Annotated in this window: 13 protein-coding genes; 10 read left to right on the plus strand and 3 right to left on the minus strand. The window is 73.3% G+C overall.

Annotated elements, in window-relative coordinates; genetic code table 11:
* The first annotated feature begins 147 nt into the window (after positions 1-147).
* From QFW77_RS03400 to plsB, 4 genes are all read left to right on the plus strand, one after another.
* Complete coding sequence (locus QFW77_RS03400) at positions 148-459, plus strand: hypothetical protein (protein WP_280572874.1); 312 nt, start codon at positions 148-150, stop codon at positions 457-459.
* Between the two features lie 72 nt (positions 460-531).
* On the plus strand, positions 532-1209 hold the full coding sequence (locus QFW77_RS03405) for a hypothetical protein (RefSeq protein WP_280572875.1): 678 nt from the start codon (positions 532-534) through the stop codon (positions 1207-1209).
* Positions 1210-1307: 98 nt separating this feature from the next.
* Positions 1308-2213 (plus strand): hypothetical protein, encoded by a 906-nt coding sequence (locus tag QFW77_RS03410; protein WP_280572876.1) that lies wholly within the window; start codon positions 1308-1310, stop codon positions 2211-2213.
* Positions 2214-2259: 46 nt separating this feature from the next.
* Complete coding sequence (gene plsB / locus QFW77_RS03415; RefSeq protein ID WP_425603256.1) at positions 2260-4899, plus strand: glycerol-3-phosphate 1-O-acyltransferase PlsB; 2640 nt, start codon at positions 2260-2262, stop codon at positions 4897-4899.
* Positions 4900-4909: 10 nt separating this feature from the next.
* Here the strand turns inward: plsB and QFW77_RS03420 are convergent, their stop codons facing one another.
* Positions 4910-5116 (minus strand): YdcH family protein, encoded by a 207-nt coding sequence (locus QFW77_RS03420; RefSeq protein WP_280572878.1) that lies wholly within the window; start codon positions 5114-5116, stop codon positions 4910-4912.
* Between the two features lie 69 nt (positions 5117-5185).
* Here QFW77_RS03420 and ttcA point away from each other — a divergent pair, with 69 nt between their 5' ends.
* The 4 genes from ttcA (at position 5186) to QFW77_RS03440 (ending at position 8438) form a co-directional block, all read left to right on the plus strand.
* Positions 5186-6097, plus strand: coding sequence for a tRNA 2-thiocytidine(32) synthetase TtcA (ttcA, locus tag QFW77_RS03425; protein ID WP_280572880.1), 912 nt, complete (start codon positions 5186-5188; stop codon positions 6095-6097).
* A 79-nt stretch (positions 6098-6176) separates the two neighbouring features.
* Entirely contained in the window at positions 6177-7082 is a 906-nt protein-coding gene (locus QFW77_RS03430) for a recombination-associated protein RdgC (protein ID WP_280572881.1), read from the plus strand.
* A 39-nt stretch (positions 7083-7121) separates the two neighbouring features.
* Positions 7122-7898: a M48 family metallopeptidase gene (locus QFW77_RS03435; RefSeq protein ID WP_280572883.1), complete on the plus strand. Its 777-nt coding sequence runs from the start codon at positions 7122-7124 to the stop codon at positions 7896-7898.
* Between the two features lie 48 nt (positions 7899-7946).
* Positions 7947-8438, plus strand: coding sequence for a hypothetical protein (locus tag QFW77_RS03440; protein WP_280572884.1), 492 nt, complete (start codon positions 7947-7949; stop codon positions 8436-8438).
* A 15-nt stretch (positions 8439-8453) separates the two neighbouring features.
* Here QFW77_RS03440 and QFW77_RS03445 read toward each other — a convergent pair whose 3' ends face one another.
* Both QFW77_RS03445 and hemH read right to left on the minus strand, forming a co-directional pair.
* On the minus strand, positions 8454-9299 hold the full coding sequence (locus tag QFW77_RS03445) for an alpha/beta fold hydrolase (protein WP_280572885.1): 846 nt from the start codon (positions 9297-9299) through the stop codon (positions 8454-8456).
* The gene (gene hemH, locus QFW77_RS03450) at positions 9299-10279 is read right to left on the minus strand and encodes a ferrochelatase (RefSeq protein ID WP_280572886.1); all 981 of its coding nucleotides are present in this window, start codon (positions 10277-10279) and stop codon (positions 9299-9301) included. Before hemH ends, QFW77_RS03445 begins: the two co-directional genes overlap by 1 nt.
* A gap of 144 nt (positions 10280-10423) precedes the next feature.
* Between hemH and QFW77_RS03455 the strand changes: the two genes are divergently transcribed.
* Both QFW77_RS03455 and tatA read left to right on the plus strand, forming a co-directional pair.
* Positions 10424-11323 (plus strand): lipid-binding SYLF domain-containing protein, encoded by a 900-nt coding sequence (locus tag QFW77_RS03455; RefSeq protein WP_280572887.1) that lies wholly within the window; start codon positions 10424-10426, stop codon positions 11321-11323.
* A 92-nt stretch (positions 11324-11415) separates the two neighbouring features.
* Positions 11416-11652, plus strand: a complete 237-nt coding sequence (gene tatA, locus QFW77_RS03460) for a Sec-independent protein translocase subunit TatA (RefSeq protein ID WP_280572888.1) — start codon at positions 11416-11418, stop codon at positions 11650-11652.
* Positions 11653-11665 lie beyond the last annotated feature (13 nt).

An 11665-nucleotide genomic window follows, 5' to 3' on the forward strand; every position in this document is an offset into this window, starting at 1 on the left:
TCCTGAACAGCGCCCCATGCCGCCCCCGCCGACCTAGGGTTGCCCCCGGGTGACACTGGCGCTGCGGCGCCGTTACATTGCTCCCAACGCCGCAAGGCGGACCAATCCGCAACGCCGTCCGGCAGCCCATCAGGTGTCCCCAAGCGCATGAGCAGCATCGGTTCCGATCCGCACCTCAACGTCACCGGCCTCGGCCGGCTCGACGGGCAGGTCGCGCTCGACGATCTGCGCCAGCAGGGCCCGCAGCAGGCGCCCGAGGTCGCCCAAGAGGCGCCGGCCGCGGCTTCCCCCGCGGTCGACGCCGGCGAACGCGTGCTCGGGGCGTCCGCCTGGGAAGGATTCGGCGCCGGCACCCGGATGCTGGCGGGGGATCTGGGCTTCGAGAGCGCCCTGGGCGGCCTCGATCTGGCCCAGGCGGCCGACCGCGCCGCCGACGCGATCCTCGACGCCCTGGCCTGAGCCGCGCGCGGCGGCCCGCCGCCGCGGTAGAGTCGTGATCCGTCTTCCTGCCCGCCGCACGGCGGCGCCGCCATGACCGACACCCCGCCCTCTGCCGCCGCCCTGCGCGCCGCCGCGGACCGTCTGGTCTCGGCGCTGGCCGCGCATGGCGATCCCGAATACCGCCTCACCGTGCTCAAGCGCCTCGCCCGCCGCCTCGGCGAGGAGCACTACCCGATGTTCCTGCGCCTGCTCGGCGTCGTCGCGGAAAGCGACGACGACCGCGCCAAGCGGCTGCTGGCGGAGACCTTCGGCACCGCGTTGCGGCGCATGGACCTGCCCGGCGGAGCACTCAGTTCCTGGGGCGCGACCCGGCTGCCGGACAACGTCACCCCGTTCTCGGCCAGCACCCTGTCGGGACAGTTCTTCGGCGCCACCCCGCGGCGGCTGCTGGGGCCGGTCGAATACCTCACCGTCTGGCATCTGCAGCGAACCCAGCGCACCCCGCTGGGGCCGAACGCCTTCCGCGACGCGCTCGCCCACCTCATCGACCTGCTCAATCACAGCGAGGACGCCCGCACCCTGTACCCGCAGAAGCTGGCCGCCGACGCCGAGAACGAACTGGAAGGCGCCTTCACCCGCGCCACCCGGGAGCGGCTGGCGGCGGTGGCGGCCGCCTGGAAGGCCGGGCGCGCCCCGGCGGAGGTGGCCCAGGCGGCCCTCGATGCGGTGCCGGCGCAGACCCCCGGCTGGGTGGTCCGCGACCTCTAGGGCCTGTTGGCCGTCACGTTCCAGGACACCGCCGCCCGCTTCGCCTTGTCCGCGCCGCCGGGGGCGGCCAAGATGCCGGCTGCACCCAGGGGAACGCCATGTCCGCGATCGTCCGCCTGCTGCTGCTGACCGCGGCGCTGGCCGCCTGCGCCACCGCATGCCGGCGCGAGGCGCCCGCCGTCGCGCCCGCGCCGGCGGGCGCCTCCCGGCCGGTGGACGCGGTGCTGCTGCCCGCCCGGCACCTGCGCGACGGCGACCTGGCCGGCTTCGCCCGCGACGCGGTGCCGCCCGGGCTGTACCAGCGGCTGCAGGACGCATGGGCGCGCGGCAGCCGCTGGCCGCTCGAGGAACTGCCGCTGCACGGGCAGCTGCCGGCGCTGCTGCAGACGCTGGCGGCCGAGGACTCGGAAACCCGGCTGCGGCGGCAGTTTCGCGAGCAGTTCGGCGGCGCCGAGGCGGAACTGCGCCAGGCGGTCGAAGCGCTCGGCCTGTTCGGGGTGCATTACGTGCAGGGCGACGCCGCGCTGGACGAGCACGCGCGCGAACGCGACGTGCAGCTGATCACCGCGCTGGTGCGCTGGGGCCTGGAGGCGCCGCTGGCCGATCCGGCGCGCGCCGATGCGGCGATCGCCCGCCTGGCCGCCGCCGCCCGCGCCACCGGCCTGCGCGACGACGACGCGTTCGCGGCCGCGGGGATGGAAGGCACGCTGCGGCGGCTGTCGCCGTTCCTGGCCGAAGTGAAGCAGGTCGTGGCGGACTACGGCCTCGACATCGATGCTGCCCTGTCCGGCATCGACGCCACCCTGGAGCGGCAGACCGGCGACCGGGCCGTGGTGCGGCTGCGCTACGAGCTGGCGGGGCAGCCGATCGACGGGCGCGTGGCCGTCGAACGGCGCGGCGGCCGCTGGTACCGCAGCGACTACCTGCGCCGGGCCGAGGCCAGCGCCGCCGCCGGCCAGCCCGCTGCACCGGCGCCGCCCGGGCGCCCCGGCGAAGGCGCCTGAACGGCCCAGCGCCGGGCGCCCCCCGCGCTGGGCGATAATGCCGCCCATGCCGCAGCAACCCGACCAGTCCCGTCTGCCCTTTCCCGAATCCGGCGCCAGGGACGATCCGGCGGCGGGCGCCGCCGCGGCGGGAGCCACGGCCGGGCCGGCGCGGGGGCGGCCGCCGCGCACGCCGCGGCGGCCGCTGTGGGCGCGCCTGCTCGGCCGCCTGCTTTCGCCGTGGATCGGGCTGAAGATCGAACCGCAGGATCCCGAGGGCTACGTCGATCAGCGCCCGGTCTGCTACGTGCTCGAGGACTACGGCCTGTCCAACGCGCTGATCCTCGAGCGCGCCTGCCGCGAAGCCGGGATGCCCTCGCCGCTGCAGCCGCTGCCCGGCGATCCGCTGGGGCGCAAGCGCGCCTACGTGGCGCTGTCGCGGCGCAATGCCGGCAGCACCCTCAACGCGCTCGCGCCCGGCAAGCGCCCGCCGCAGAAGACCCATTCCGAATCGCTCGCGCGGCTGCTCGAGGCGCACCGCACCGATCCGGCGCTCGATGTGCAGCTGCTGCCGGTCTCGATCTTCGTCGGCCGCTCCCCGGACAAGGCCAGCGGTTGGTTCTCGGTGCTGTTCTCGGAGAACTGGGCGCTGGTGGGCCGGTTCCGCCGGCTGCTGGCGATCCTGCTCAACGGCCGCGACACCCTGGTGCGGTTCGCCGCGCCGGTGGACCTGCGCGCCAGCATCGCCGAGGACCTGAGCCCGGAGCGCACCGTCCGCAAGGTCTCGCGGGTGCTGCGCACCCATTTCAACCGGATCCGCGAGGCGATCATCGGCCCGGACCTGTCGACCCGCCGGCTGCTGGTCGACAAGGTGCTGGCGGCGCCGGCGGTCAAGGAGGCGATCGCCGACCAGGCGCGCCGCGCCGGCTCCAGCCCTGAGGAGGCCTGGCGCAAGGCCCATGCCTACGCGTACGAGATCGCCGCGGACTATTCGCACCCGGTGGTGCGCTCGGCGAGTTTCCTGCTCACCACGGTGTGGAACCGGATCTTCCGCGGCGTGCTGGTGCATCACCTCGACGCGCTGAAGGCGGCCGCGCCCGGGCACGAGATCGTCTACGTGCCCAGCCATCGCAGCCACATGGACTACCTGCTGCTGTCCTACCTGCTCTACAACCGCGGCATCGTGCCGCCGCACATCGTCGCCGGCATCAACCTCAACCTGCCGGTGATCGGCACGGTGCTGCGCAAGGGCGGCGCGTTCTTCATCCGCCGCTCGATCCGCGGCAACGCGCTGTACTCCACGGTGCTGGCCGAGTACGTGGCCCAGTTGGTGGCGGGTGGGTACTCGATCGAGTACTTCGTCGAGGGCGGGCGCTCGCGCACCGGCCGCCTGCTGGCGCCCAAGGGCGGCATGGTCTCGATGACGGTGCGCGCGTTCCTGCGCCAGCCGACCCGGCCGGTGCTGTTCCAGCCGGTCTACATCGGCTACGAGAAGCTGATGGAGGGCGACAGCTACCTGGACGAGCTGTCCGGCAAGCCCAAGGAGAAGGAATCGATCTGGCAGCTGCTGCTGGGCATTCCCAGGGTGCTGCGCTCCAACTACGGCCAGGTGGTGGTGAACTTCGGCGAGGCGATCCCGCTGGCCGACATGCTGGCCGAACACGCCTCCGCCTGGGACGGCCGGCCGCTGCCGGACGAGGAGCGCCCGGACTGGCTGTCGCGCACCGTCGACGCCACCGCCCAGCGCATCCAGCAGAACATCAACCGCGCCGCCGACGTCAACCCGATCAACCTGCTGGCGCTGGCGCTGTTGTCCACGCCCAAGCACGCGATGGGCGAGGCCGACCTGCTGGCGCAGATCTCGCTGTCCAAGACGCTGCTGGCCGAGGTGCCGTACAGCGACCTGGTCACCGTGACCCCGCACGCGCCGGCCGAGATCGTCGCCCACGGCGAGGAGATCGGCGTGCTCAACCGCGTCGCCCATCCGCTCGGCGACGTGTTCCGGGTGGACGACGAGACCGCGGTGCTGCTGTCGTACTTCCGCAACAACGTGGTCCATCTCTACACCGCCTCGGCCTGGATCGCCTGCTGTTTCCTCCACAACCGCCGCATGAGCCACGCCAACCTGCTGCGGCTCGGGCGCGCGGTCTACCCGTTCCTGCAGGGCGAACTGTTCCTGCCCTGGAGCGCGGAGGAGTTCGCAGAGCGCATCGACCGCACCATCGGCGTGTTCGAGCGCGAGGGGCTGCTGGAGCGGGTCGGCGAGGACGACGGCGGCATCTTCCAGCGCAACGTCGGCCAGAGCGACGAGGTGTTCCGGCTGCGCGCGCTCGGGCATCCCCTGCAGCAGGCGTTCGAGCGCTACTACATCGCCATCTCGGTGCTGGCCAAGAACGGCCCGGGCACCCTCGGCGCCGGCGAGCTGGAAAGCCTGTGCCAGCTGGCTGCGCAGCGCCTGAGCCTGCTGTACGCGCCGGCGGCGCCGGAATTCTTCGACCGCTCGCTGTTCCGCGGCTTCATCCAGAAACTGCGCCAGCTCGAGCTGGTGAAGCTGGACGGCAACAGCAAGCTGACCTTCGACCAGCGCCTGGACGCCTGGGCGCGCGACGCCAAGGTCATCCTCGGCCGCGAGCTGCGCCACACCATCGAGAAGGTGAGCCCGGAGGCGGCCAAGCCCGGACCCGAGCCCGAACCCGCCGACCCGTAGGTGCGCCGGGCTATGCCGGCTCGTCGGGGATCAGCGACGACTCCAGCCGCGCGATCGCGTCCTTCAGCTGCAGCTTGCGCTTCTTCAACCGCTTGACCGCGAGGTCGTCGGCATGCGCGTCCGCCTGCACCCTGGCGATCGCCAGGTCCAGGTCGCGGTGCTCGACGCGCAGTTCGGCGAGCTTGCGCGAGGCTTCGGCCAGGTCGGTGGTCTGCATCCTGCCCGCAGCTTAGCGCCTGCGGGCCCGCGCCGTCACCGCGACCGCAGCCGGTAGACTATGCGCACGATGAGCACCGTCCTGCCCCTGCCCGAACCGGTCCGCCGCCGCCCCGAGCCGCAGCGCGCAGCGCGCGAGCTCAAGCGCCTGGGCGGCCGCCTGCGCCACCAGGTGGGCCGCGCGATCGCCGACTTCGGGATGATCGCCGAAGGCGACCGGGTGATGGTGTGCCTGTCGGGCGGCAAGGACAGCTACACCATGCTCGACATCCTGCTGCAGCTGCGCGAGAAGGCGCCGGTGTCGTTTTCGATCACCGCGGTCAACCTCGACCAGAAGCAGCCCGGCTTCCCGGAACACGTGCTGCCCCGGTACCTCGAATCGATCGGCGTCGACTTCCGGATCCTCGAGCAGGACACCTACTCGGTGGTCAGCCGCGTGGTGCCCGAGGGCAAGACCATGTGCGCGCTGTGCTCGCGGCTGCGCCGCGGCGCCCTGTACAGCTACGCCGCCGAGCACGGCTTCACCAAGATCGCGCTCGGCCACCACCGCGACGACATGGTGGCGACCTTCTTCCTCAACCTGTTCTTCCACGCCAAGCTCTCGGGGATGCCGCCCAAGCTGCTGTCGGACGACGGCCGCCACGTGGTGATCCGGCCGCTGGCGTACGTCCGCGAGGCCGACATCGCCGCCTACGCGGCGGCCCGGCGCTTCCCGATCATCCCGTGCAACCTGTGCGGATCGCAGGAGAACCTGCAGCGGCGCCAGGTGCAGCGGATGATGGCGCAGTGGGAGCGCGAGACGCCCGGCCGGATCGACCAGATCGCCCGCGCGCTCGGCGACATCCGCCCGTCGCAGCTGGCCGATCCGAACCTGTTCGATTTCCTTTCCCTCGCCCCCGCAGGCGGCGACCGCGAGCCCGACGCCCGCGCCGCACCGGCCGGAGCCTCCGAGGCCCGGCCGGCCCGCCACGGCGGGTGCTGAACGCCACGACCCTGCCGCTCGCTTCCCGCGCGCCGGGACGCGAGCCGCTGCATTTCCCCTCCCCACTTCCGGCCACCGAATGTTCTTCAGAAACCTCACCCTGTTCCGATTCCCCAGCGCCCTGGACCTGGCCCATCTCGATGAAGGCCTGGGCGAGGCGCGGCTCAAGCCGGTCGGCCCGCTGGAGCTGTCCTCGCGGGGCTTCGTATCGCCGTTCGGCCGCGACGCCGAGGCGCTCTCGCACCGCATCGCCGACGCGATCTGGTTGACCGTCGGCGGCGAGGACCGCCTGCTGCCGGCGGCGGTGGTCAACGACCTGCTGGCGCGCAAGCTCGCCGAGATGGAGCAGAAGGAAGGCCGCAAGCCCGGCGGCCGCGCCCGCAAGCGGCTCAAGGAGGAGCTGGTGCACGAACTGCTGCCGCGTGCGTTCGTGCGGCCCTCGCGCACCTCGGTGCTGCTGGATCTCGAGCACGGGGTCTGCGCGGTCGACACCTCCAGCCGCAAGAACGCCGAGGCCGCGGTCTCCGAGGTTCGCCGCGCGCTCGGCAGCTTCCCGGCGCTGCCGCTGAACGCCGAGGTCGCGCCGCGCTCGGTGCTGACCGGCTGGATCGCCGGTGAGCCGCTGCCCGCCGGCCTCGCCCTGGGCGAGGAATGCGAACTCAAGGACGCCGCCGACCATGGCGCGATCGTCAAATGCCAGCGCCAGGACCTCGAATCCGACGAGATCGCCCGGCACCTGGAGTCCGGCAAACAGGTCACGCGCCTGGCGCTGACCCTCGACGACCATCTTTCGTTCGTGCTCGGCGAGGATCTGGTGATCCGCAAGCTGAAGTTCCTCGATGGCGCCATCGACCAGCTCGAGGGCACCGAACAGGAAGACCTGCGCGCCGAGCTCGACGCGCGCTTCGCGCTGATGAGCGGCGAGTTCCGGCGGCTGTTCGCGATCCTCGAGCCCGCGCTCAAGCTGTCGAAGGCCGATGGCTGAGCGCCCCACCGCAGCGCCGCCCGGCCGTAGAATCCAGCCATGCCTTCCCCGCTGCGCCGCCTGATCGCACCGCGCGCGCTGCTGCGCGATCGCACCTCGGTGCGGCTCGACGATGGCCGCGAGATCGAGGTCGAGCGCGTGCGCGACCCGCGCGCACGCCGGCTGCGGCTGACGGTCGGCGAACGGGGCGCGCGGCTCACCCTGCCGCCGCGCGCCAGCCTGGTGGCGGGCCAGCGGTTCCTGCATCAGCACCGCGACTGGCTGGTGCTGCAACTGGCGGCCCAGGATCCCGACGGCATCGTCGCGCTGGTCCCGGGGGAAAGCGCGGCGCTGCCGCTGCGCGGCCTGCTGTTGCCGCTGCGCTGGGAACAGGGCCGCTACGCCAGCCTGCGCGAGGATGCCGGCGGCATCACGTTCGCGCTGCCGCCGCGCGCCGCGCCGGCGGCGCTGCGCCGCTGCCTGCGCGACTTCTACGAAGCCCAGGCCCGCGCCGACATCGGCCGCTGGCTGCCGCGCTACCTGCCGGCGCTGCCGCGCGCCCCGGCGCGCATCCGGCTGCGGCCGATGTCCTCGCAGTGGGGCTCGCTGGCCGCCAACGGGGTGCTGTCGCTGGACCTGTCGCTGGTGCTGGGCGAGCCGGCGGCGTTCGAGTACGTCCTGGTCCATGAACTCTGCCACCTGATCCACGCCGACCATTCGCCGTCGTTCTGGGCCGAGGTCGAGGCGCGCTGCCCGGAATGGCGCCGCCAACGCGCCTATTTCCACGCCGAGGGCCGCCGCCTCAAGGCGCGGCTGCACGCGCTGCTGTCCGGCTGAGCCCGCGGCTGCCGTTGTTCCCGGGAACGGCAGCTGCGAGGCCATGCAATGCTCACCCCGGGTCGGGTTCTCCCGCGCATGGCGCTGGTGCCGCTGGCGGCCACCCTGGCGCTGGCCGCCTGCAGCCGCGCCGGCGATGCGCTCGCCGAGGCCGCGGCCGATCGCAACGCGATGGAAGTCCCGGCGCCGCTGGCGGGCGATTCCGGCCGCCGCGCGTCGGCCCCGCTGCCCCTGCCGCCCGGCTTCCCCGAGGACGTGTACCTGCCGCCGCGCTACGACATCGACAGCGTGGTCGACATGGACGGCACCACCACCGTCAGCCTGCGCGCGCCGGGACAGGTGGGCGCCCTGTTCGGCGACGCCGACGCGGCCATGGCGCGGCTGGGCTGGCAGCCGACCCTGTCCCGCCGCGACGCCGGCGACAGCGCCATGCTCGCCTTCGAGAAGGGATCCCGCACCGCGGTGCTGTCGTTCGCGCGGGGCCACGGCGACGGCGGGGGCGTGCTGGTCGGGCTGCAGTTGCACGAGCGCCGGCAGTAGCGCCGGCGGCGTGGCTCAGGCCGCGCCCAGGAAATCCCCGATCGCCGCGGCCACCGCCGCCGGGTCCTCCATGTGCAGGTGATGGGTGCCCTGCACCACCACCAGTTCGCCCCGCGGCAGTAGCCGCACGCGCCGGCTGCGTTCCGGTTCGGGCAGGTACGGCTGCGGCGGGTCGGCGTAGATCACCCGGGTTGGGCAGGCGATGCCGGCCACCAGGTCGTCGACCTGGGCATCGGTCATGCGCACCATGGTCGGCAGGGTCAGGCGCGGGTCGCTGCTCCAGCGCCAGCCGCCCTCGACCGCCTCCAGCCCGCGCTCCACCAGCAGCCGCGCGACCGGCTCGCTGAGGCCGTTGGCCTGCATGCGCGCGCGGACCGCCGGCTCCGGGTCGGGGAACAGGCGCAGCCGCTTGCCGCGCAGCGCACGGGCGGCGGCGACCGCCTCGCGCAGCCGCGCCGCGGTGCGCGCCGGATCCTCCGGCAACGCCCCCAGCGCCTCGATCGCCAGCAGCCGCTCGATCCGGCGCGGCGCGGCGGCGGCCACCAGGCTGGCGATCCCCGCCCCCATCGAATGCCCGAGCAGCGCGAAACGTTCCCAGCCCAGCGCGTCGGCGATGTCGAGCACGCTGTGCAGCGCCCCGGCGAAGGAATAGTCCGAACCCGGCGGCAGGTGCGCGCTGCGGCCATGGCCGGGCAGGTCCGGCGCCACCAGGTCGAGGTGCGCCAGCCACGGCGCCAGCGGCAGGAAGCTGGCGGCGTTGTCGAGCCAGCCGTGCAGCGCCAGCACCCGCGGCGCGCCGGCATTGCCGCTGCGCAACCCGGCGATGCGGACCCCGGGACCGTCGAGCGCGAACTCGTGCATCAGGCGCCGAGGGCCCGCCGCGCCAGGCGCGCCAGCGCCTCGGCGTGTTCGGGCGCGTCGTTGAGGCATGGAATGTAGTGCAGCGCCTCGCCGCCATGCTCGCGGAACAGTTCGGCGTTCTGCAGCGCGATCTCCTCCAGGGTCTCGAGGCAGTCGACCGCGAAACCGGGGCAGACCACGTCGATGCGCTTCAGCCCCTGCCCGGCCAGCGCGCGCAGGGTGTGGTCGGTGTAGGGCTGCAGCCAGGGTTCGCGGCCGAAGCGCGACTGGAAGGTGAGCCGCCACTGGTCGTCTTCCAGGCCCAGGGCCGCGGCGATCGCGGCGACGCTGGCGCGGCACTGCGCCTGATAGGGGTCGCCGGCGTCCACCAGCCGCTGCGGGATCCCGTGGAACGAGAACAGCAGCAGCTCGCCGCTGCCGTGCGCATCGCGGTAGCCGCGTATCGAACCGGCCACCGCCGCGACCCAGCCCGCATCGAGGTGGTAGTCCTGCACCACCTGCACCTCGATCCCCTCGACCGCCGCCGCCACGTCGACCACCGAAGCGGTGGTGGTGGTGGAGTACTGGGGATACAGCGGCAGCACCAGCGCCCGGCGGACGCCGCCGTCGCGCAGCGAGCGCAGGGCGGCGCCCAGCGCCGGTGCGCCGTAGCGCATCGCGTGAGCCACGCGCAGTTCCGGCAGGCGCTGCTGCAGCGCCCGCGCCAGGCGCTCGGTATGCACCGCCAGCGGCGAGCCGCCTTCCATCCAGATCCCGGCGTACAGCTTCGCCACCCGCGGCGAGCGCAGCGGCAGGATCACGAAGTGCAGCAGCGGGCACCACAGCCAGCGGGTCAGCGCCACCACCCGGTAATCGTGCAGGAACTCGGCCAGGTAGCGGCGCACCGCGGCGGCGGTCGGCGCGGCCGGGGTGCCGAGATTGACGACCAGCAGCGCGGTGTCGCGGATATCGCCCGCATCGGGGGGGACTGGACTGGCCATCGGCATAGGATGACAGGCCGGTGCCGCCGCCGACAGCGGCCGCGGCTCACCGCCGATTCATCGCCGCGGCCCTAGCCTGAACTTTGTTGCGCCTGGCGCGGTCTGCCTGCCTGCTCGCGCTTCACCCTTTGCCCGGAGTCCCGCATGTCCCAGCCCCGCCGCCGTCCTTCCGCCCCGCGCCTGGTCCTGATCGGTGCCGCGCTGGCGCTGTCGCTCGCCGCCACCGGCACCGCGCTCGCCGGACCCGAGGAAGACGCCCGCGCGCACAACGCGGTGCGGGTGCTGACCGAGATCCAGGCGATCCCCGAGAGCGCCATCCCCGACAAGCTGCTCGACGAGGCCCGGGCGATCGTGGTGGTACCCGACACGATCAAGGCCGGGCTGGTGCTCGGCGGCCGCCGCGGCCACGGCCTGATGGCGGTGAAGAGCCCCGACGGCACCTGGTCGCAGCCGAGCTTCGTCACCCTCACCGGCGGCAGCATCGGTTTCCAGGTCGGGGTGCAGTCCGCCGACGTGGTGTTGGTGTTCCGCAACGATCGCAGCCTGGAATCGGTGGTCAACGGCAAGTTCACCCTCGGCGCCGACGCCGGGGTCGCCGCCGGCCCCCTGGGCCGCAACGCGTCCACCGCCACCGACGGCCAGCTCAAGGCCGAGATCTGGTCGTGGTCGCGGGCCCGCGGGCTGTTCGCCGGGGTGGCGCTGGATGGTGCCGTGCTGAGCATCGACGACGATGCCAACCAGGCGGTCTACGGCCAGGGCACCACCCCGCGGATGATCTTCGAGGGTCGCGCCGGGCAGGCGCCGTCGAATGCGGTGGTGGACTTCCGCGACCGGCTCGAGGAGGCCACCGCGATCGCCCGCGCCAATCGCGGCACCGCGACCGCGCCGGCCGCGGTGGCGCACGCATCGGCAGCGGTCACCGTTCCAGCAGGCACCCAGGCGCTGCCGCAGCCGCCAGCGGACGCCGCGGCGCCGATGCCGCAGCCGTTCGAGCCGGTCGCCGAGGGCGAGATCCGCAGCGAGCCGCTCGACGACACGCCCTGATCGCCGTCGCCTGCGCATTCATCCCGGGCGGGCCGGCACCGCGCCGACCGGCTGCGGTATCCTGATCGCTTCCTCCTCTTCTTGGGCACCCCATGGGCAGTTTCAGCATCTGGCATTGGCTCATCGTGCTGGTGGTCGTGCTGCTGGTGTTCGGCACCAAGCGCCTGCGCGGCGCCGGGCGCGATCTGGGCGAGGCGATCAAGGGCTTCAAGAAGGGCGTGAGCGACGCCGACGCCGATCGTCCGGCCGCGCGCCTGGAGGACCAGGCCCGCAGCGACGACGCCGCCACCCGCGACACCCAGCGCGACGACGACAAGACCGCACGCTGACGCCGCTGCGCGG

Source organism: Luteimonas endophytica (assembly GCF_029887875.1).
Taxonomy (GTDB): Bacteria; Pseudomonadota; Gammaproteobacteria; order Xanthomonadales; family Xanthomonadaceae; genus Luteimonas; species Luteimonas endophytica.

Excerpts from the sequence above, each read along its gene's own strand:
- QFW77_RS03400 (WP_280572874.1), top strand. The coding sequence starts at position 148 with ATGAGCAGCATCGGTTCCGATCCGCACCTCAACGTCACCGGCCTCGGC.
- QFW77_RS03405 (WP_280572875.1), top strand. The coding sequence starts at position 532 with ATGACCGACACCCCGCCCTCTGCCGCCGCCCTGCGCGCCGCCGCGGAC.
- QFW77_RS03410 (WP_280572876.1), top strand. The coding sequence starts at position 1,308 with ATGTCCGCGATCGTCCGCCTGCTGCTGCTGACCGCGGCGCTGGCCGCC.
- plsB (WP_425603256.1), top strand. The coding sequence starts at position 2,260 with ATGCCGCAGCAACCCGACCAGTCCCGTCTGCCCTTTCCCGAATCCGGC.
- QFW77_RS03420 (WP_280572878.1), bottom strand. The coding sequence starts at position 5,116 with ATGCAGACCACCGACCTGGCCGAAGCCTCGCGCAAGCTCGCCGAACTG.
- ttcA (WP_280572880.1), top strand. The coding sequence starts at position 5,186 with ATGAGCACCGTCCTGCCCCTGCCCGAACCGGTCCGCCGCCGCCCCGAG.
- QFW77_RS03430 (WP_280572881.1), top strand. The coding sequence starts at position 6,177 with ATGTTCTTCAGAAACCTCACCCTGTTCCGATTCCCCAGCGCCCTGGAC.
- QFW77_RS03435 (WP_280572883.1), top strand. The coding sequence starts at position 7,122 with ATGCCTTCCCCGCTGCGCCGCCTGATCGCACCGCGCGCGCTGCTGCGC.
- QFW77_RS03440 (WP_280572884.1), top strand. The coding sequence starts at position 7,947 with ATGCTCACCCCGGGTCGGGTTCTCCCGCGCATGGCGCTGGTGCCGCTG.
- QFW77_RS03445 (WP_280572885.1), bottom strand. The coding sequence starts at position 9,299 with ATGCACGAGTTCGCGCTCGACGGTCCCGGGGTCCGCATCGCCGGGTTG.
- hemH (WP_280572886.1), bottom strand. The coding sequence starts at position 10,279 with ATGGCCAGTCCAGTCCCCCCCGATGCGGGCGATATCCGCGACACCGCG.
- QFW77_RS03455 (WP_280572887.1), top strand. The coding sequence starts at position 10,424 with ATGTCCCAGCCCCGCCGCCGTCCTTCCGCCCCGCGCCTGGTCCTGATC.
- tatA (WP_280572888.1), top strand. The coding sequence starts at position 11,416 with ATGGGCAGTTTCAGCATCTGGCATTGGCTCATCGTGCTGGTGGTCGTG.